At 54.6% G+C, this 21707-nt stretch carries 9 protein-coding genes; 5 read left to right on the forward strand and 4 right to left on the reverse strand.

Translation table 11 applies throughout. The features are described from left to right. Positions 1 to 150: 150 nt before the first annotated feature. From F0P93_RS15690 to F0P93_RS15710, 5 genes are read left to right on the forward strand one after another with little or no spacing between them, the layout of a single operon-like run. A complete protein-coding gene (locus F0P93_RS15690) occupies positions 151 to 1842 on the forward strand; it encodes a hypothetical protein (protein WP_150877451.1) in 1692 nt (563 codons plus the stop codon). Then, positions 1826 to 9265 carry a hypothetical protein gene (locus tag F0P93_RS15695; RefSeq protein WP_150877453.1) on the forward strand — a complete coding sequence of 2480 codons (7440 nt, stop codon included), beginning with the start codon at positions 1826 to 1828 and terminating at the stop codon, positions 9263 to 9265. The genes F0P93_RS15690 and F0P93_RS15695 overlap by 17 nt, the downstream gene beginning before the upstream one ends. Then, a complete protein-coding gene (locus tag F0P93_RS15700) occupies positions 9262 to 11268 on the forward strand; it encodes a fibronectin type III domain-containing protein (protein ID WP_150877455.1) in 2007 nt (668 codons plus the stop codon). Before F0P93_RS15695 ends, F0P93_RS15700 begins: the two co-directional genes overlap by 4 nt. An 11-nt stretch (positions 11269 to 11279) precedes the next feature. Next, positions 11280 to 13862 carry a fibronectin type III domain-containing protein gene (locus F0P93_RS15705; RefSeq protein ID WP_191908826.1) on the forward strand — a complete coding sequence of 861 codons (2583 nt, stop codon included), beginning with the start codon at positions 11280 to 11282 and terminating at the stop codon, positions 13860 to 13862. After that, the gene (locus F0P93_RS15710) at positions 13859 to 14305 is read left to right on the forward strand and encodes a hypothetical protein (protein WP_150877459.1); all 447 of its coding nucleotides are present in this window, start codon (positions 13859 to 13861) and stop codon (positions 14303 to 14305) included. Before F0P93_RS15705 ends, F0P93_RS15710 begins: the two co-directional genes overlap by 4 nt. Positions 14306 to 14500: 195 nt before the next feature. Here the strand turns inward: F0P93_RS15710 and F0P93_RS15715 are convergent, their stop codons facing one another. The 4 genes from F0P93_RS15715 to F0P93_RS15730 are packed head-to-tail and all read right to left on the reverse strand — an operon-like array spanning position 14501 to position 21545. Beyond that, the gene (locus tag F0P93_RS15715) at positions 14501 to 15850 is read right to left on the reverse strand and encodes a Gfo/Idh/MocA family protein (protein ID WP_150877461.1); all 1350 of its coding nucleotides are present in this window, start codon (positions 15848 to 15850) and stop codon (positions 14501 to 14503) included. A 9-nt stretch (positions 15851 to 15859) separates the two neighbouring features. Then, complete coding sequence (locus tag F0P93_RS15720) at positions 15860 to 16576, reverse strand: 3-keto-disaccharide hydrolase (RefSeq protein WP_150877463.1); 717 nt, start codon at positions 16574 to 16576, stop codon at positions 15860 to 15862. Positions 16577 to 16581: 5 nt separating this feature from the next. Next, positions 16582 to 18090 (reverse strand): RagB/SusD family nutrient uptake outer membrane protein, encoded by a 1509-nt coding sequence (locus F0P93_RS15725; RefSeq protein WP_150877465.1) that lies wholly within the window; start codon positions 18088 to 18090, stop codon positions 16582 to 16584. A gap of 26 nt (positions 18091 to 18116) precedes the next feature. Continuing rightward, positions 18117 to 21545, reverse strand: coding sequence for a TonB-dependent receptor (locus F0P93_RS15730; protein ID WP_225309500.1), 3429 nt, complete (start codon positions 21543 to 21545; stop codon positions 18117 to 18119). Between the last annotated feature and the right edge of the window lie 162 nt (positions 21546 to 21707).

The following is a 21707-nucleotide window of genomic DNA, read 5'->3' on the forward strand; positions in this document are numbered from 1 at the left end:
GCTCTCCAAAAATTAATCAATTAAAAATCAGTACGATAACTCTATTATTCTTCCTCCGTAGTTTCCCCATCATACATTTATCCGATTGACGCGCACGGGGACTATCGGTAGCTTTGATACCGTTGAGTTACTTCAAACCGGTGTCAGCGAATGCGTCCATTTTTACTTCTTCTTTGCGGTTTTTGGCTGAGCGTTCCAGCGTGGGCTCAGACGGATTCACTAGCCACCAAATCTTCTTTGGTCAAGGTATCGGGAGGGCTCAACGCTTACGCCGGTTTTTATAGGGCCAGCGGTCTTGCCGCCCGGAACCAGCCCACGCCGTTTGGATTGAGCGGTTCGGTTACGGTTTCGCTGCCCGGCGGTATTTCGCTGCCGTTCTCGGCGGTTTTGGGCAATCAGGGGAACAGTTTCCGCCAGCCTTTCAATCAATTTGGCGTATCACCCACGTACAAATGGGCGACGGTTCACGCCGGTTATCGCAACGTTTCGTTTTCACCGTTCACGCTGGCGGGGCATACGTTTCTGGGCGGGGGTGTTGAAGTAAATCCCGGCAAACTGCGGCTGGGAGCGGTTTACGGCCGGTTTAACAAAGCCATTTCCAGCAATCTGGCCGAACCCGATATAATCCCCGCTTACCAACGCACCGGCTACGCCGTGAAAGTTGGCTACGGAAAACCGGGTAACTACGTCGATCTGGTGATGCTGCGGGCGAAAGACGATACGGCATCCATCGGCGCTGTGCCCGAAACCGCTTCCCAAATTATTAAACCCGCCGAAAACCTGGTGGTTGGCGTCACCACCCGCCTGCTGATTGTCAGACACATTACAATTGAACTGGACGGTGCCGTGAGTGGCTACACCCGCGATGTTCGGAGCAGCCCGGTTTCGGCAGAGGGCAATTCGCCTTTGATCCGTCTTTTTGGCAAACTCCTGACGGCCCGGCTGTCAACCCAGCTCACGCAGGCCACCCAGGCCGCCATTGGCTACCGGACGAAAAACGCCGGAATTAAACTCCAGTACAAGCGCATCGACCCGAATTTCCAGACCATGGGAGCCTACTATTTCCAGAGTGATATCGAAAGTTACGCCCTTGCACCCAACCTGTCGCTGATGAAGGGAAAACTTCGGCTTTCCGGCAGTTACGGCGTGCAATTCGACAATTTAGCCCGCACGAAAAACGCCCGGACCGGTCGGAAGATCGGCTCACTGGTGGCTTCGTATAACCCGGCGACGGCGTTCGGCATCGACCTGCAATTGTCCAACTACGGCATCAGCCAGCAGGCGGGAATCCGGCCCATCATCGACACCATCCGGCTGGCCCAGAATAATTTTTCAGCCACCGTCAATACTCGCTATACCATTCAGAATGAACGCATTTTGAACCTATTTACCCTGACAGCAACGCGCCAGCAACTGAGCGATCTCAATCCGAACACGGCGGTTTTTACCAACAACACCAATACAAACCTGAATCTGGGCTATTTCTACCAACGCATCACCAGCGGTTTTGGGGCCAATCTGCTCGTATCGTACACGCAGGCCAATCTGGCGCAGGGGATGAAAACCAGTTTCTACGGCCCGACGCTGGGGCTGACCAAGTCGTTCCTGACCAACAAACTCAGCACCTCGCTCAATGGCAGTTACCTGATCAATCAGCAGACGGATGCGACCCAGGAAACGATGCAGGGGCAAATCATCAATGCATCGGCCAACGTGGGCTACCAACTTGGCAAACGCCAGAATCTTACTTTCCAGATGGCGTATCTCAACTCAAATACCGGCGTTGCTGAACAACGCTACAACGAACTTCGGGGCACCTTAGGCTATGGCATCTCTTTCTAAAATACGCACCGGACATCGGGCCTTCTGGCTGCTTTTTGTTGCCTTTTTTGGCCCTAAAACCGCCTGGGCGCAACAGGTTCAGGTGACGGTCAACGTGCTGCCGCCCTACAGCGCCTACATTCAGGACTATGCCACGTCGGTGAACCGGGTCCAGATTTTTGTGCGCAATACCACGACCACAGCGGTCAACATCCGGCTGCAGGCCAGTGTGACGGGCGATAACGGCGTGGATATTCGCACCCTGCCGAATTTTCGGCCCGTTGTGCCGCTGCGACTGGGACCGCTGGAAAACAAGCTGCTCACCCGCCCCGATCTCGAAGGTCTGTTCGACCTCAATCAGATTAGCGTGGAGGGCCTGGATAAAAACTTGTTGTATCAGGGAAAACCGCTGCCCGACGGTCAGTATCAACTCTGCGTGCAGGTGTTCGACAACGCGACCAGCCGCCAGTTGTCGGCCGGTGAACCGCTGGGGTGTTCGCCCCCGTTTCCGGTTCGGGCCATCGAGCCGCCCATCCTGATCGCGCCCTTGTGCGATGGTGAAATCCTGCCTACAACGCCCCAGGTAACGGTTTTTACATGGACACCGCCTACCGGGATTTCGCCCGCACAGGTCAGCTACACGCTGCGGGTGGTGGAATTGCCGCTCGAAAACGTGGACCCTAACGTGTTTATCGATGCCGTTACGCTGCCGCCTTCAGGCATCGAAATCAAAAATCTGCTCACCAGTACGTTTCTGTACGGCCCCCAGTACCTGCCGCTAAAACCGGGTAAACGCTACGCCTGGCGGGTGCAGGCCGTGGACAAAACCGGTCGGCTGAATTTGCTCAACAACGGCAAAAGTCCGGTTTGTGCGTTTCGGTATGGCCCGATGCTGCGCGACCCCCTTGGCGATAATCCACCGCACTACCTGGCGTTTCTGAAACCGGGTGAGGGCAAAGGCAGAAAACTACCGGAGGTGGCCCTGGGTTACGGCAATCCGCTGTACCTGAGTTGGGAGATGTCGGGCCCATTGGCGACGATGTTGGCCGAAAACCGGTCATCGCCGTCTGGTCAGGAAAATGCGCTGAAAACACCGGCAAAGAGTCATGACCTGACCAAAACCAATCTCAGTTACCGGGTTCTCATTAAAACGCTGGCGCAGCCGAACAAACCCGCCCAGATCGTGCTCGACCGGCAGGTGAAAACGCCTTATCTGAGTGCTGAAAAAGGTGATTTACCCGCTACGCTTCTGCCGGGAAAACCGTATCGGGCGGAAGTCGAACTGGTGGGGCTGACGGACTTGCAACGTAAAACCTTCGGCCTGTCGAGCCGCCCGATTGCCGCCGAGCCCCGCAGTTTTTCACTGGTTAGCAAAAATTCGGGAAGTCAGTCCGACTCGGTGTATGTGAAAGGCGTGCTGGTGTTTCGCTACCCCGGCGAAAACGGGGGCGGCCACGTCATGCCCAACACCTGGCTGATGCTGAAGCGCATCGAAAAAAGTGGCTACGAAAATAACATGGGCTACACCAAAACCAATGCCCTCGGCGAGTTTACGGTGGCCGTTGCCCGCTGGCAAATTACGCCAGCAGATACGGTGGTCAAGGCCAACAGTTATCAGGTTCGGTACCGGGTGGTTTCTGGTAACATGTATTTGCTGCCTTCGGAGCAGACGTTCACCATTTCGCACGAACAGGTTGGCCCGCTGGATGCCGGAACCATTCTGATGCCCGCCAAAGGCTATCGCCTGAGCATAACGGCCCGGCAGGCTTACAACGACTGGCCCGGTGCGCCCCATGTGAACCTTAGCGGCAAACGCCTGGTGCTGTACCGCAAGCCCAACAAGCAGGTTGACGACTATCGGTTGCCCCTGGAAGGCCAGATAGACCGTTCTACGGATGAGCAGAAACAGGCCCAGAACGACACGACGTCTGGCGGGCAGACCAGCATCGGACTTGGAGCTTATGCTGCCAACTCCGGTACCAATACCCAAAAAAAACCGGCCAATCCAGTTAATGCAGGACCGTTGAATGCCGATGCTGACAAGAAAAAAGAGGTGATCACTACCCAGTTGCAAGCCAACGCGTTGCAGAAAGAGGTTGAACAGGCCGGGTATACATTCATCGGAATCACTACGCTTCAGGCCGACGGCAATGCGTATAAAGCTGGTATCGACCAGTTGCTTTATGCCTTTAATCCACTCGATAAATACGCGGTGTATTGCCCCGATTGCGGCCAGAATCCCGATGATGCCGAAACGTTCTGGATCAACGCCCCCAAAGAAGCGCTGTCGCCCGTACTGGCCCGCACCGAAAGTTATACGTTCAACATCCAGACTACCGAAGCGCCCACGGTGACGTTCAAAGGGAAACTGACGTATCGGTTTGCCGACCTTGGGAAAGACGGCGCCGATGTCCGGCCGTTGGGAAAGACTCTGGTACGGCTTCAGGTGGTTTATCGCAGCAGCAATGGCAAAACGCTGTATTACAACCAGGTACCTTCCGGATTTGCCGAGTTTCACAAAACCTTGAATCAGACGCTGGCGACGGACGAAACCGATCAAGACGGCAATTTCTCGTTCAGCGTCAAACTCACCAAACCACTCGAACTGGGCACGCTTGACCCCGTTACCGAGAGCAATGCTGATTTTGGAACGGACCAGAATGTATACGTCCGAACTCTACAGGTAATGGTCGATAATGCCTACTACACGCATCCCTCGAGCCAGTTTGGCGACACTGCGGAGGAGCGCATTCAGCCACAGGGCCAGTATGATCTCGGCAATCTGCTGTCCAAAGTCCGCAGTTACGGCCTGACCGTCGAGGTTCGCTCGGACACGACGGGTCTGGGCGGAGCCGAAAAGCAGGTCAGTGGCATTCAGCAGGTCTTGTCGGGCATTGCGGTTCATGTCCTTCGCCGACCGTTGCCGGTGGCCCCCGGACTAGCGCCCCCCAAAGACGAAGGCCAGGGTTTGAACGAGAAAATGACCCTCAACGGCGTGACGTACGCGGTGGTTTCGTCCGGGAAAACCAACGCCGAAGGCATCGTAAAATTTACGCGGCTGGTGGTGGCAAAAGACGAAGCCGATACATACCTGATTGCGACCCAGTCGGGAAAAACCGGTCAGAATAACTACGAGATGGTCAGCCTGAAAAGTATCCTGCTTTCGGAAAAATATTACCCGGATTGCATGGAGCATCCCTATTCAAACGCGTCAGCCGCGCAGTTGAAAGAGGCCATTGCCAAAGGGCAGGTAACCTACAAAAAAGACGTCGGAACGATCGGTTCTGTGTCCATCGACTGCGCCTGGACCACCATGCGGGTTGCCGATAGCCCCGTCAACAATTCCGGTGCTCTGCTCAAGTATACCAGTAACGCGGCCTTCACCGATGACTATAAATATGGCCTTATTGCGCCGATCACCCGCTTTCTCAAACCCGGAAACCCCAGTGTGAACCTGCGGGTGGTGGACAAAACGAACCCAACCAAAGGCATTTGGGCCGCTGAAGTATACCTCAATCATGGCAACAAAATCATCGCCGGGCACTGGTCCGACCCCTCGGGGTATGTGTCATTCACGGACCTGCCAACCGGCAAGAATACCGTGCTGACGATTGAGAAGGAGGGCTATATTTTCGACAGCTACGTGTATTATGACCCGGTGAAAAAAGACACGGTAAAAATGTCGGCCGGTGCGGAATTAAAAATCAACCTCGGCGATTTGATGCTGGGTCAGAACGTGTATATCGACCGGATTCTGATGCAGCCCAATACGCGGTACATCGGCTCGACGGTCGATCAGGACGCGGTTGAAGCCAACCCCGGCGTGCAGCCAAAACCGTCGCTGGAAGCTTACGTGCAGATTGACGACGGTTATTATTTCAAGACGTTTCCGTCGAACGGCAACAAGAACGTTCAGCGGTTTGCGGCCTACGCCCCCAGCAGCAAGGCGGATTCGCTGAAAATTTATCCCGTCAACATCAGTTATTTCAACGAATTCCGGCTGGTGAGCCAACTACCCAAACCGATACCCAGCACGCTCGCTTCCGACGCCAAAGGAATGCTCAGTGTCGATGCGGGTGAAATCAAAATCTACCAGCGCGACCACCGGATCAGTTTTTTCCTGCTGGATAATGTCGCTAAAAAACCGATTAAAGGCGGCACCGTTCGGCTTTTCGGACGCAATGAACCGGGCTTTGTCTTTGGACCAAGCGATGGAGACGGTTTGCTGGATGCCCAATTCAAGAACGTCTCGGTCGAAAATCTGTTTGTCGAAATTCTGGCCCCCGGTTACGTAACCAAAACGCAGTCGGTCACGAACGTAGAATCGAAATCGTCCAAAATCCAACCGGTTTTGCTCGAACCCGCCAGTCTCATCAAAGGGGTTGTGGTGGTTAAAACCGCCGATAACAAAGAAAAACCGCTGGTCGGTGCCGAAGTCTTTGTCGCGGGCGGCTCCAACACCCAGACGCCCTACAGCACAACTTCGGGGCCGGGCGGTTCGTTTACGCTGGCCGTTGGCAAACAACTGAAAGACGTAACGATTCAGGCCACCTACCGCGAAGCGGGCAGCCAATCTTCGTCGACCGGCCGGGGCGGAACGCCGGTAAACGTGGTCGTTGCGGGCGAGAGCTACGCGGGCGCCACCGAAAAAAACTACCCGGTACCGCAAGCCCCCGGTGCGTCGCTGAAACTGACGCTGACCTCCTTCGATACATTCAAGATTTCGACCATCTGGGGCTTTCCGATCAAGGTGGAAACCCTAACGGCCTTGCCAAACGGCACCGTCCGGGTTTCGGGTGAGGTCGATCTGAGCGGTACAAATCTGGGGCCATTCGCCATTCTCGATCCTGATTTGCGGGTTCGTTTCGAAAATGTCATCTTCAAACCCAGCGCCAGCGACCCGAAACTGGGTGAACCGACGACCGTGAACGTTCCGCTGAAAACCGGCATACTGAATAATCTGGGGTATTACAGCAAGCTCTACAAACCCGGCGACGTTCCGCTGTATAACATCCGCTTAACCGCGTTCGACAACGTATTCTCGGGTGGAAATTTTCAAATTGTCAAATCCGAAGGGTCGGCAGGGGTGATTATGGCGCAGGCCCAGGTCATCGACAACTCATTTAAGTTCTCGGAGAATCTACTCAAATACCAGAAAGGCCAGTTTTTCCTCTACGATCCGAAAACCGCCGGGCAACCCGGAACGCGCCCCATCGTGGTGGCTTTCGACTCGGGCAACGGCACCAAAAAACGGACGGACTTCGGTATTTGCAGCAAAGACGGTAAACCGATTGAGCTGGAACTGCTGGCGTTCAAAGCCACCAGCAGCCTGGAAGGTTCGCGCCTGATGGGCGATGAAATTCACCTGAGCCCCACGCTGACCTGCCACCTCAAAGACGCCATTCCCAGCAGCATGACGGTGAATGTGGGCGACCTGGTGTTGAAAAATAACACGGTAGATGCCAAATCGGGCCAGACTCCGCTCACGTTTACGCTCGCCGGGAAGTGGAGCGTCGAAGTTCGCAACTGGGTGCTCGACTACAAACAGGGCGGTTTTTATGCCACGGAAGGTGTGGTAAAAACCGGTAAAGTCGATATGCCGATTTCGCTCTTCAACCTCCGCGCCGACTTTTTCAAACTCGATGCCAAACCCACCAACACCCTCGACCTGGCGGGTATTGCGCAAATTAATCTGGGCGGAAAAGCCTATTTCGGCTACGACCAGGCCACCGGCAGCGATCAGAAAGGCCACTGGGCGCTGGTGGTGGTGCCCGACGGCAATAAACAGGCGGGGGTGTTATCGGCGGCTTCCAAACTGCCGGGATTGAGCAGTGATCTGTCCTTTGAAACCATTTCGCTGCTCGACAACGGGGAGGACGTGTTTTCGTTCGGAGCCAGCAGCCAGTTGGTAAACTATTACGGGGGCGTGATGACCGTCCGGCCCAAAACCATCGAAACCGGTCCTGACTATTTCTCCTTCGACGCCGGGATGTCCACCACCATTCCGAATGCGCCGAAAGATGTCCCGATGCGGCTGACGTATTTCAGACCGGGCGGAACCGGTCCCGTTACCCTCAAAACCATCGTGCCGGGCGGCTATACCATTGACACCAAAGGGCAGGTACGGTTTGTGGCCGGGCAGGATGTAGCGCAGGATGGCGCGCAGAAAACCGCTTTTTATTTCGGCGACAAGATCATGGCCATTCGGGGCATGGTGGAAGAACCGGGCAAGCTGAAACTGGGCCAAACCGACAATGTGAAAAATGGGGGAGTCGTGCTGGTTCATTCGATCCAGGACGGCGGATCGACCTACATCACCCACGATGTCACTATTGACCTCAACGATTCCAAAAAGGTGGAGTCCCTGCCCGTTCAGGCCTTCGTTAAAGCCAATTACAAACCGCTGAAAATTGATTTGGGCGGTAAATCATTCGGTTCGGTGCAGTGCTACCAGCCCGTCAAAGGCGGCCAGTGGGATTTGCTCACCTTTTCGGGGATCCCACAGGGCTACACGATGATTCCTGAGAAAGAAGAAAACCGGTTGACGTTCACCAACTACGGGTCGATCCGGGCCGAAAATCAAAAAATCAAAGCCGACGGAATCGGTGGCGAAGGTGGTTTTCCGGGCATGAGCCTGGAGTACGACATGCCCAACAGCCGCTTTACCGGCACCGTGACGTTACCGCCCAATATGCCGCTGCCACCCACCATGCGGGTTCAGAAAGGTGTGGCGCAGGTCCGGATCGACCCCAAAGGCTTTTACCTCGCGGCCTCGGCAACAGTTGAAAATGTGCCGCTGATTATTCCGGTGACGATGACGGCGGGGCTGATGCTGGGCTACTACGACAGCCCGGAATTCAAGGATGCGGAATCCATTCTGTTCAGCAACACCCACCGAAAATCATTGCCCTGTGCCTTTGGAACGGGTTTCAAAGGGGTTTTCGTGAACGGCCAGCTACCAATTCCCGTCATCGACAACTTTACCTACCAGCAAAGCTTCGGCGTGGGGGAGGTCAAAATGGGCCTGAATGCCTACGTCGACGGATATGCCTTCGCCAATTACCAGTCCGGTGGTGGATTTACGTTCGGAACGGGTCTGGGTGCGGGGGTTCATTACTATGCCTACGGCCAGGTTCTGAACGTGTCGGCATCCGGTTCAATCGACGTAGACGGAGCATCGCAGTTTGCACTAAACCTGAATGGCTCCACGGTATCGATGGCGGCTGACATGAAAATGTCGGCAAATTTCAACGCCAGACTCAACGTCGATCTCGGCATCGATTCCTATTCCGTCGATCAAACCATTGGCTTTTGTCTGGGGATGAATATGCCGAATCTATCGTACACCATCGGCGGGGGCGCCAGCGTGTCTGCCCCAAAATTTAGCTGTGATTTCAATTCGTGTGAAGAAAAAGGATGTCAATCGGTTTCAACCAATCAATGAAAACGCGCCTTATCGTTCTGTTGCTATCAACCCTGTCCGGCCTGTCAGCACGGGCGCAGTACCCGCAGATTCAGTCGGGTCGTTACGGGGTATTTGTCCAGGTTGACCGGCTGTTGCACGGCCCGCGTTTCGCGCTGGAACGGCTCGAAGCGGGCACCCGCGAGTGGAAACGGGTGTATACCAACGACGATGCCCCCCGCTCGGCCAGCGATTTAAAAATGCGGCTGATGCTGATTGCGCCAAAAAATCCGCTTTACGATCTCCCTTCGGATACGCTGGCTATCAGCTTATTCCGGCAATTCTCGGCAGCTCCCACCACCGATTCGCTGTTTGCTTTTGGGCAGCATCCGCAGATTCTGGAAGCCCTCGGCGTGGGCTATCTGGACACCGCGGTCGTTGCCGGGCGTCGGTATGACTACCGGATTCGGCTGGCCGATTTACCCGCCGACGCGCCCATTCGCACCACGCGAACCGTCACCGTGCCGGATCTCAAAACCCTGCGCGGGCGGCTGGCTACCACGGCCCGGTCGTTGCACCACGAAGCTGACGGACGTTCCATACGCATTACGTATCTGCTTAAAAAAACCGTCCCGATACTGGCCGGAATGCGGGTGATGCGGGCGACCTATGCCCAGACCGGTTTTGCCGAAATCGGTGCGGATTGGGGATTTACGAAAGGAAAGAAAGACAGTACGTTCGCTTTTTTTGTCGACCGTGACGCGCGTCGGAAAATGATTTATCAGTATGTGGTCATTCCAATCGACCTGTTGGGCAACGAAGGACAACCGTCCGATACGCTGACAATTACCAACCTGCGCGATGGAGAAGCCTTGCCCGTCATTGCCGACCTGAAAGCCACCAGTGACGAAAAAAACGGCGCCATCCGGCTTTCGTGGCAGTTGTCGTCCACCAAAGACCTGCGCTCGGTGGAAATCTGGCGCAGCACCCGCTACGACGACGGTTATGTCCGCATCGGCTCGGCCCAACCTGCCGATACGGTTTTTCTGGATAACCGGGTTGAGCCCGTCGAAAGCTACTACTACCAGCTCCGGCCCAACGGCACCTACAGTCAGATGGCGACCTCGGTGATCGTGTCGGGCATGGTGAAAGCCTATCGTCTGGCGGTCGTTTCGCCTTCGTTTCTGCGGGTAAGTGAAGGAAATGATACGTTACGCTTTAGCTGGCAGCGCGCTGATTTCGACACCCGGGGCTATTACCTCTACCAGTCGACCAACGCCAGCACACCCTTACAACCTTATTCGGGCCTGATCGAAACGCGGGATTCGGTGGTTCATTTTGCCATTCCGACGAAAAACCTGCCCATCGGCGTGAGTTACCGCTGGGCCGTAGCGGCTTTGAATACCAGTTACAACATCGGTCCCAAAAGTAATGAAGTCTATACGTCCATGCGCCTGCCCGAACGCGTCGCGACGCCGTTCAACCCGGTGGTATTGCGGCAGGAGAAAGGCGTGCTGGTGGTTTGGGAGAACATGAAAGAAATCGATCCCTACATCGCAGGATATGCGGTTTATCGCGTCGAAAACAATCAGAAAGAAACGCTGCTGTATCGCCAGACGCCGAAGGATCGCGCCCGCAATGCCTACGCGGACATGACCGTGCAGCCCGGACGCCGGTATTCGTACCGGATCAAAGCGTACCGAACCGATCGCAAAGAAAGTGCTTTCAGTACGGCCACCAGCGACTATTTTCGTCCTCTGTCGCCGGTGCTTCCGTTGCGCGGAATCAAAGTACTGGCTGTCAATCAGGGCGTTCGCGTGGCGTGGGATGAGCCGCTGGACCGGAACCTGGACAAAATTGTGGTGTATCGGTACACCGATAAAACCGACCGCCCCCGGCTGATTGGCACCTTGCCGGGACGTCAGACCGAGTACATCGATCGCGAAGCCACACCCGGTATTGCCTATTTCTACACTCTGGTAGCCGTTCAACCCGACAAACGCGAAAGCGACCCGACCGACCCCATCGGCGTGGAATGGCGCTAACTGAGAATCCCATGAAAAAACAACACCTATTTGCCGTTTTGGGCTGGTGGCTGGTGCTCACGTCCACGTTCGCCCAGACGAATAACGCTCCGTCGAATCTGGTCGCTTCGGCCCAATCCAGCAGCCAGATCAATCTGACCTGGAAAGACAACAGCACCGGCGAATCGGGCTTCGAAATTGAAATCAGTACCGATAACCGGTCGTTTTCGAAAATTGCCGATGCTGATGCCAACGCCACGTCGTACCAAAGCACCGGTTTGAAGCCCACCACCCGATACTATTACCGAATCCGGGCGAGTTTGCGGGGTGGCCCAACCCCTAATTCAAATACTGCCGATGCTACAACGCTTCCCGTGCCGACGTCAACCGTAACCGACCTGAAAGCGACGGCAAAAAGCACCACGTCCATCGAATTGACCTGGACGGACATCGGCAAAGAAGCCGAGTACTACCTCGAACGGCGAACGGGGCAATCGGGTCGTTTTGAGCGGATTGCCAGCACGACGGTGGGGTATACCGACAACAACCGGACGCCGGCGACGGAGTACTGCTACCGGATCATGCTGGCTACGTACGAAGCCGCACCGTATTCCAGCATCGTCTGTGCCACGACGCAAGCTCCACCCATTGCGAAGCCCAACAATCCGGCGCGGCTGACGGCCACGGCGGTTTCGCCCAGCCAGATCAATCTACAATGGGCCGATGTGTCGGATAATGAAACCGGTTTTGAACTGGAACGCTCAACGGATGGCGCTTCGTTTCAGAAAATCGCTGATCTGGGAGCCAATGCCACGTCGTACAGCGACCCGAATTTGCAACCGCGTACCCAATATTTTTACCGCATTCTGGCTAAAAACGCAGCCGGTTCCTCCACCTATTCCAACGTAGCGGATGCAACGACGCCCGACGCTCCGCCCGCAACCCCCGCCCGGCTAGCAGCGACGGCGGTTTCGCCCAATCAGATCAATTTGCAGTGGGCCGACGTGTCGGACAATGAGACCGGTTTTCAACTCGAACAAAGTCCTGACGGGGCGATCTGGAAAAAAATTGCCGATCTCCCGGCCAACACGACAACGCATCAACATACCGGTCTGAATCCGGCTACGAAGTACTTTTACCGGGTTAAGGCCACCAATGCCGTAGGTGAATCCGGCTTTTCCAATACCGCCGACGCAACCACGCAGGACAAACCGCTGACTCCGCCCGTGGCGCCGGCCCGGCTGACGGCCACGGCGGTTTCGGCCACCCAGATTAACCTGGTTTGGGCGGACTTATCGGACAACGAAAGCGGTTTTATGATCGAGCGCAGTGCCAATGGTACCAGCGACTGGACTAAAGTCGGCGATGCAGCAGCGAACGCGACCTCTTTTCAGAATACCGGTCTGCAACCCGTCACGAAGTATTTTTACCGCATTCTGGCGACCAACGTGGCTGGGCAGTCGGCTTTTTCCAACATTGCCGATGCCACGACGCCCGATGTGGCCCCGGTTGCACCCGCCCGGCTGATGGCCACCGCGACGTCGGCGGTTAGCGTTACGCTCAGTTGGGCCGATTTATCGGGCAACGAAACCGGTTTTGAAATTGAACGTGGTAGGAGTGAAACCGGTACGTTCAGCAAACTGGCGGATGTAGCCGCGAATGTGACCACCTACGAAGACCGGGGCCTGACGCCTGCGGAACCGTATTGCTACCGGATTCGGGCCAGAAACGCGATTGGCGCGTCAGACTTCTCCAACGCGGCCTGTGTCACGACGCCGAACGTACCCCCAGCCGCGCCCGCCCGACTGACCGCCACCGCCGTTGCACCAACTCAGATTAATCTGGCCTGGGCCGATCTGTCGACGAACGAAAGCGGTTTTGAAATCGAGCGGGGGAGTAGCGCGACAGGTTCGTTTACAAAAATTGCCGATGTAGCCCCCAATGCTACGACCTACGAAGACAAAAACCGGGTTGATAATACCACGTATTGTTACCGGGTCCGGGCCAAAAATGCCGCTGGCGTTTCGGGCTTCACCGACGCGGTTTGCGCCACCACGCCCCTGGCTCCTCCGGCAGTTCCCGGAACGCTGGTGGCCCAATTAGCCGATTACGATCAGGTGCTGTTAACGTGGCCTGTGGTATCGTCCGGTACGGTTACAGTCGCGATTGAACGATCGACGGACCCGAATGCCGGATTTACAGAGATTGCGCAGCAGCCAGCCGCCCAAACCAACTACCTCGACACGGGTTTACAGGAATTTACGACCTATTACTATCGCATTCGGGCTGTCAACCCGGCAGGAAAATCGGGCTATTCCAATGTTGCCAACGTGCGGATTGAGGAGATCATCATTGCGGTGGAAGATGAATGGGCGACGCACACGTTCTTTTCCGTCAGTCAGAAAACCCTGCAGGTCAACACCAACTGGTTCCAGCCCACCCAAACAACCATTCAACTGATCACCATGACGGGACAGGTCGTTTTGACCGATACCCGCAAGGTGCATCCCGCTGATGTCTGGACGTATTCGCTTGATCGGCTACCCACCGGGATTTATCTCATTGCCCTCGTCGCCGACGGGCGTTCGCTCACCAAACGGTTTCTTTTGCCATGAAAAAACAACGTTATTTTTTGCTGTTTCTCGTTTTGATGAGTCTGGGAAGCTGCCGGGTGAAACCGCTGGCACCCATTACCGATTTGCTGGCGAAAGTCTGGAAAGCCAATACCGTTAAAGAAGCGGATTTGCTTGTGTTTACGTTGGGATCTTCCACGAACATTAAACCGGGTTATACCCGCTTCCGGCTCGACTTAAGCCAGGCTGACAAGGCCAGTTTAATCGACATCGATGGACGGCTGGTAACAGGAACCTGGACGGTATCGACCGACAACAAACGCCTGATATTGAGCAATCTGACACCCAAACCGACTAATACCGGCGGCCTTATTGAATACTATATTTTAAGCGAACCCGACGGTTTATCCCTGCAATTGCAACGCACGGCGGAAAGCCGTAAAACCGGTAACACGATTGATCAATACGCCCTGATTCCGGAATAATTGATTGCAGTGACAGTAGCCCCCGGTTTCGACCGGGTGGACGGGAAAATGACGGTAACGCCGACAGCCGAACCGTTTTAACGGTTTAGAAACCGTTAAAACGGTTGTTAAAAGCTAACAAAATGGCGTTTATAAACCCCCGGTTGAAACCGGGGGCTAGAAAAAACCTGACGGCAATTGAAAACCACACGGTTTTTATACTTTCGGCTCCCAGCCTTTTTCGTAATCGCGACTCCAGAGCTTTTGCGCTTCTTTGTCACCAATGATATGGCCGTTTTTGGGGTCGATTTTCAAATCCCGGCCCACGCGCCAGGCAATGTTGCCCAACTGCATCGCCACTACACTTTTATACCCCAATTCAACATCGCAGTTCGGACGGCGGTTGTTCTTGATTGCGTCCAGAAAGTCGGCAACGTGGAGATTGTCCATGCCCAAACTCGGGCTGGCCGTATTCCGTCCCTGCACATCGCCTTCGCCATCACCGACGGATTTGATCTCCTTCACCAGCTTGCCATCCAGATCATAGACTTTGTAGCTGTCGCCACCGGTATCCAGACTGCCGTTTTCGCCGTAGAAAATAATACCCCGATCCAGGCCTTCGATTTTCCGGCCGTTTGAGCTTCGGGACTCCCACATCAGCGACACGCGACCGGGATAATCCATCGTAATCACCTGCGTATCGGGCGTTTCCCAGTCATCTTTGAACTCATAGCGACCCCCTACGGAGGTGACTCGCGTTGGAAAATCGACGTTCAATCCCCAGCGGGCTACATCGACTTCGTGGGTGCCGTTGTTCAGTGCTTCGCCGGTTCCCCAGTGCCAGAACCAGTGCCAGTCATAGTGAATCAGTCCTTCTTTGTACGGCATACGCGGAGCCGGGCCTTGCCACAGTTCATAATCCAGCCAGGACGGAACCGTGCCCGGTTTTAAAACCGTAGCCTTGCGTTTGTTCGTATACCAGGCTTTCGCCAGATACACGCGTCCGATAATGCCCTTGTGCAACTGCTGAATCCCTTCCGTCAAAACCGGTGCCGACCGGCGTTGGGCGCCCATCTGCACCACCTTGTTGTATTTCCGGGCGGCCGCAATGGCCAGTTCGCCCTCGTGCGGATTGTGGCTCAGCGGTTTTTCAACATACACGTGTTTTCCGGCCTGACAGCCCATGATGGTCAGCGGAGCGTGCCAATGGTCGGGCGTGGCGATGTAGATGGCATCGATCGATTTGTCCTCCAGCACTTTCCGGCAGTCTTTTTCGGATTTCGGGCTGGCCGTTGCTTTAACCTTTTTGATGGTGGCGATGGCCTTCGGAATGGTGCGCTCATCTACGTCACAAACCGTGGCGACTTCCGCGTTTTTCTGTCCGGCAATGGTGCCGCCCATGCTGTTTCCGCGGCTATTGACGCCAATCGTGGCTACCCGAACCAGTTCATTCGCCCCGATGATGCGGTTATAGCTTTTGGCACTGAATCCGAAGGCCGTTCCGCCGACGGCCAGGCTGGCCGAACCGGCGGCTATTTTCTTAATAAATTCACGTCTTTTTTCCATGCGCAGGGCTTATAACTCTTTGATTTTGATATTTTTAAACGAAACCTCACCGCCATGTTCCTGCAACAGAATATGGCCTTTTTCAACCGTTCCAAAAGCGGGTTCGGCTTTGTTGAACTTACTCAGCGCCACCGCATCCGTAAACGCCTGACTGCCGCGTGTAAACTCCAGAATCTTCACGCCATTCAGCCAGTGTTCCACTTTTTTGGCTTTGGAAACGATTCGCACCGTATTCCACTGACCTGGTTCATGGATCTTTTTCAGGGCCGCATTGGGCGGTATCACATCATAAAACGAGCCCGTCAGGTGGTTTTCCTTCTTGTTGTCTTCCGCCAGTTTATCATCCAGAAGCTGGTATTCCATGCCCAGATTACCGCCTTTATCGTATTTCGTGTAAAAATACTTGACGCCACTGTTGCCAGTCGGTTCGATAGTGTAATCGAACCTCAGATCAAAATCCGAATACTGGTTTTCGCTGACAATATCCCCGCCTTTACCGCCTTTTTTGGCCGTCAGCGTCCCGTCTTTGATTTCCCAACCCGCCGGAACCGGATTTCCCGCTGGTGTTTTCCAACCCGCCGAACTCGTGCCGTCAAACAGCAGAACCCAGCCGTCCTTTTTTTCTTTTCCAGTCAAGGTGTTGGCCTTCTGGGCGAAAACCGCCGTTGGCAGCAGCATTCCGAGCGTCAAAATACCTAAAAGCCCTGGTATCATCCGTGTTTTCATGCGTCTCAATAGCCAGGGTTTTGCTTGATTTTATCCGGATTCGATTGAATAACCGACAACGGAATCGGAAACAGCAGCATGTTGTCGCTCCACGAAGCCGGGTTAAATCCATTCTGTTCTTTCTGCTCCTGCGACATCACGGTTTTGGCCCGTTCCGTTCTGACCAGATCGAACCACCGGTGGTTTTCAAAAGCCAGCTCGACCCGACGCTCTTTTTCGATGGCCAGCAAGAACGCTTCACTGGAGGTAAAAGGCGGATAATCAGCCAGTATACTTGCCGAACCGCCGGTGCTGTTCCGGGCGCGCTGGCGAATTTTATTGAGGTAAACGAGGGCGGTTTCGGACTGCTTGCCCTGCCGAACGAGTGCTTCGGCGTAGAGCAGGTAGACATCCGCCAACCGAAGTTCGATCCAGTTGTTGTCGTTGTCGGAACCCGCAAACGAGACGTCGTAGTATTTCCGTACGTATTTCTCGTTCACCGTGTTGCCACCCGGCACCGCCACGTAGTTATCGCTCATGGATACGGTTTTTCGCGGATCACCAGTTTCGTAGGCTGCCGATATCGACGGCGTGGGCGCGTTAAAACCGCTCTTGTCGCCAACCAAAACAACTTCCCGGTTCGAAAACCGGGGCGCGAAATCATTGTTCCACGGGCTTCCCGTTGTCGTTCCGCCCTTTTTGTATTGAATCTCGAACAAGGATTCGGCCGTGTTTTCATTTTTCACATCGAACAACGCCTTGTAATCCGGCACCAGCGAATAGGTCGGCATGCTGATCACTTCCAGGGCTTTGGCTTCCGCCAAAGCGTAATGCGATGCGCCTTTTTTCAGGGGAAAACCGGCCATCGTCATGTAGACTTTCGCCAGCAGCCCTTTGGCACCGCCCACCGTGACGCGTCCTTTGTCGACCGTTGCGTACGAAACCGGCAGATTGGCCTCGGCGAATTTCAGATCCTCGACGATAAAGTCATAGATCTCCTGCGTCGATGTGCGCCCGACGGCATAGGCTTCCGAAACCGATAACTGTTTGTCGACTTTCGGCACATCGCCGTAAACGCGAACCAGCCAGAAATACATCAGCGCCCGAACGAATTTGGCCTCCGCCTTATACTGCTCTTTCAGTTTTGGATCTTTGAACGGTACGGCGTCGATTTTATCCAGCACGATGTTGCACCGCAGAATGGTGTTGTAGACGTTGTTCCAGAAATTCAGAACAAACGTATTGTCAGACAGCATCACATCCCCGAAATTGTCGATGGACGTCATGTTTTTGGAGTCGCCGGGCACCCAGGAAAACGTCGTATTATCCGAACGAACCTCGCCCATGTAGATAAAAAGCTGGTTGTAGACATTCCGCAGCGACGCATAAGGCGACATAACCGCCTGATTCATATCCTGTTCGGTCTTGTAAAATACGCCCGCGTTCATGTCCGAAATGGGTTGGAGGTTGATAAACTCCTCCTTGCAGGAGAAAGAAACCGCAATGAGCAGGACGAGTATAAGAATTCGTTTCATGTTCCAGAAGTTTGACGATCAGGTAATTAAAAACTTACGTTAAGACCAGCGATGATGGTGCGGGCGGCCGGATACCCCAGGTAATCACCACCCCGCGACAACCCGTCGCCCTGGCTGCTCGTTTCCGGATCGAAGCCCGGATAGTTCGTGAAGGTGTACAGGTTTTGCCCCGTCACGTAAACCCGTAAACCTTTGACGTGCAGGCGTTGGGTGAGAGCCGGTGCGAAATTATAGCCCAGCGAAACATTGCGGATGCGCAGGAACGAGCCGTCTTCCACCCAATAGCTGGAAGGCTCTTTCTGCAAGCCTTTCGGGTCACGGTTGGCCCGCAGAATGTCGCCCGATCCCGGGTCACTTTCCGACCGCCAGCGATCGATCAACTTGGTCCGTCCGTTCCGGTCGCCGTGGTAAATACCGACCATCCGGTTGAAGAAACTAAACAGTTTGGCACCCTGCGAACCGGTCAACTGCACATTCAGATCGAAGCGGTTGTACGAAAAATCGTTGCTAAAACCGTACATAAACTTCGGCTGGTTATTGCCCAGATAGGTTTTGTCGGCAGCACTGATGATGCCGTCTTTGTTGATGTCGACGTAGCGCGGATCGCCGGGGTGGTCGTTCGCCAAATGGGGCGCAGCATCCAGCTCCGACTGATTTTTGAAGACCCCGTCGTACTGGTAGCCGTAGAACGTGGCAATGGGCTGGCCAATCGTCGTAATAAACGTGTTATTCGCGTTGGGCGCACCCGCATAAATCGGCAGCCGATCCGGCCCCAGTGCCAGCACTTTGTTTTTGTTGAAGGAAATGTTGAAATCCGTCGACCATTTCAGCTTGCCGATCAGGTTGCGGGTTCTCACCAGGTATTCCATGCCTTTGTTTTCCACCTGCCCGATGTTCTGAAGCTGCGTCGCGTAGCCAGTCAGCGTCGGAACCGGCACGTTCAGCAGCAGATCCACCGACCGGCTGTTGTAGAAATCCGCTTCCACCTGAATCCGCCCGTTCAGTAAGCCCAGATCAAAACCGAGGTTCCACTGCCGGGTTTTTTCCCAGCCCAGATCGGGGTTCGGGTAGTTGATCGGATTGACGGAATTAACCAGGCTGTTGTTCAGGATGTAATAATTGGAACTGGTGCGGGCAATGGCGTCATAATTGCCGATGCGGTTATTGCCGACCAAACCCCAGCTCGCCCGCAGTTTCAGGTCCGTAATTTGCCGGATGTCCTGCATAAACGGTTCACTGCTCACCCGCCAGCCGACGGAGAGCGACGGAAACGTCCCCCATTTGTTGTTGGCCCCGAACTTGGACGAGCCATCGGTTCGGATGCTGGCCGTCAGCAGGTATTTTTCATCGTACGCGTACGTAAACCGGCCTAAATACGAAATCAGTGAGTTGCGGAATTCCGTGTTGGTTCCGCCCACGATTTGCCCGGCATTCAGGGTCCGGATCACGTCATTGGGAAAATTCTGGGCCATCACCTGCGTGTATTCGCCGAAGGTTTTCTGGGCCGTATACCCCGCCAACAGGCCAATGGCGTGTTTATTAAAAAGCGTCTTGTTGTAATTCAACGTATGTTCGATCAGCCAGTTGCGGTCCAGCCAGGTTTCATTCCGGGCATCGGCGGTTTTGGGCGCGCGCGAACCGTCGGTATCGACAAACGAAGGGCGGTAGTATTTCAACCGCTTGTTTTCCAGCGAGCCGTTCAAACTGATCCGGTATCTCAGGCCTTCGATGATTTCATACTGCCCGTAGACCGAAGCAATCAGTCCGTTTCTGGTCGTAAAATTGGTTATGTTTTCCGCAATACCGACCGGGTTGGCGACGTCGCCCGCCCAGATTTCGGGGTTCCGAACCTGCGAACCGTAGGTACCATCGGCATTTCTGAGCGGATAAATCGGTGGCAGGTATACCGCATACGCCAGCGGGCTGTCTTTCCCGTCATCGACGTTGTTGTTTTCGGAATAATAGGCACTGATGGTGGTACCGATCTCCAGCTTTTTGCTGATGTTCGACGTAACGTTTGCCCGCAAATTGTACCGTTTGAAGTCGGTTTTGATCTGAATACCTTCCTGATTCGTATACCCTGCGGAAATCGCATACCGGGTTTTCTCAACGCCCCCAGTTACGGAAAGCTCGTGCCGCTGCGTTGCAGCAATCCGGAAAATTTGGTCCTGCCAGTTGATGTCCGCAAACTGGCTCGGATCGTTAAAACTTTCGGGAATGACGTAAAAGCTGGAGTTCGTATATTTTTGGCGGACGGAATTGGGATCATTGATGGTATGCGGGGCATTGCCGGGCATCGGTGCCCGATCCAGCCAGGCCTGGTTGTGGCCGTCTTTAAAAAACTCAATGTACTCCCGGGTGTTCATGACGTCCATTTTTCTGGCAACCTGCTGAATCCCGTAAAAAGCGTTGTAAGAGATGGTTGGAGCGCCGATGCTCCCTTTTTTCGTCGTAACAATAATAACCCCATTGGAACCCCGCGACCCGTAAATGGCGGTAGAAGAGGCATCTTTCAACACCTGAATGCTTTCAATATCGGACGGGTTCACCAGCGAAAACGCACTGCCTTCAATCGGATACCCGTCGATCACGTAGAGGGGCGCATTTCCTGCCGTAATGGAACCCGTTCCCCGCACCCGCACCGACAGGCCTTCGCCACCGGGAGCACCGTTGATCTGCTGCACCTGCACGCCCGCCATCTGGCCCACCAGCGCTTCACCATAGGAAACCGCTGCCTTGTTTTTGAATTTGTCCGCCGAAATAGTCGCAATGGCCCCGGTCAGATCAGCTTTTTTCTGGGTGCCGTATCCCACGACGACCACTTCACTCAGCGTTTTGTCGTCGGACTTCAGCGTGATCGTAAACGTGGTCTGGCTGTTAACCGGAACTTCCTGATTCACAAACCCAACGTAGGAAAACACCAGCACCGATTTGGTATCCGGCACCGAAAGGCGAAAAGCGCCTTCGGCATCGGTGGACGTTCCTTTGGTCGTGCCTTTCACCACCACACTCACCCCCGGAAGGGCCAGCCCGGCTTCATCCCGCACGGTTCCGCTGACGGTTTGCTCGACCGAACCCACAAAAGCCGTGTTTTCATTGGCTACCGGAAGGGCGGTTTCCGGCTTGGCGGGTTCCGGAATCGGCGAGATAACAATCTGTCGTCCAATGACTTCATAACGAAGCCGAAGCGGTTTTACCACTTTGTCCAAAACCGTTCCCAGCGATTCGTTGGACACACTAATGGTCGTTTTTCGGTCGAAGGGAATCTCCCGGGGCCGGAACGCAAACCGAATGTTGGTCTGGTTTTCGATTTCTTTCAGCACCTTGCGTAAGCCCTGATTTTCAAACCGAAAGCTTACCCGCTTATTCAATACTTCCTGGGCGGTGGCATCATAGGCCAGCGAAACACCCGTACAAATCATGGCCAGAATAACCTGGGCCAGCGAGAGTTTCATGAGTAATAGCAGGGTTTGGATTGGTATTGGTTTTTTCATTAGCTTTAAAGGTTTTGTTAAATTTTTGGACAAAACAACCCTCTTCATCCTGAAAAGGACGACGGCAAAACCAGCGCATCGAGGGGGAATCGGCATCAGTGGTGTTACGAGCATCACTGATGT

The organism is Larkinella humicola (assembly GCF_008727875.1).
Classification (GTDB): Bacteria; Bacteroidota; Bacteroidia; order Cytophagales; family Spirosomataceae; genus Larkinella; species Larkinella humicola.

What these genes read in the sequence shown, in the direction of transcription:
- F0P93_RS15690 (WP_150877451.1), top strand. Translation starts at nt 151, where the DNA reads ATGCGTCCATTTTTACTTCTTCTTTGCGGTTTTTGGCTGAGCGTTCCA.
- F0P93_RS15695 (WP_150877453.1), top strand. Translation starts at nt 1,826, where the DNA reads ATGGCATCTCTTTCTAAAATACGCACCGGACATCGGGCCTTCTGGCTG.
- F0P93_RS15700 (WP_150877455.1), top strand. Translation starts at nt 9,262, where the DNA reads ATGAAAACGCGCCTTATCGTTCTGTTGCTATCAACCCTGTCCGGCCTG.
- F0P93_RS15705 (WP_191908826.1), top strand. Translation starts at nt 11,280, where the DNA reads ATGAAAAAACAACACCTATTTGCCGTTTTGGGCTGGTGGCTGGTGCTC.
- F0P93_RS15710 (WP_150877459.1), top strand. Translation starts at nt 13,859, where the DNA reads ATGAAAAAACAACGTTATTTTTTGCTGTTTCTCGTTTTGATGAGTCTG.
- F0P93_RS15715 (WP_150877461.1), bottom strand. Translation starts at nt 15,850, where the DNA reads ATGGAAAAAAGACGTGAATTTATTAAGAAAATAGCCGCCGGTTCGGCC.
- F0P93_RS15720 (WP_150877463.1), bottom strand. Translation starts at nt 16,576, where the DNA reads ATGAAAACACGGATGATACCAGGGCTTTTAGGTATTTTGACGCTCGGA.
- F0P93_RS15725 (WP_150877465.1), bottom strand. Translation starts at nt 18,090, where the DNA reads ATGAAACGAATTCTTATACTCGTCCTGCTCATTGCGGTTTCTTTCTCC.
- F0P93_RS15730 (WP_225309500.1), bottom strand. Translation starts at nt 21,545, where the DNA reads ATGAAACTCTCGCTGGCCCAGGTTATTCTGGCCATGATTTGTACGGGT.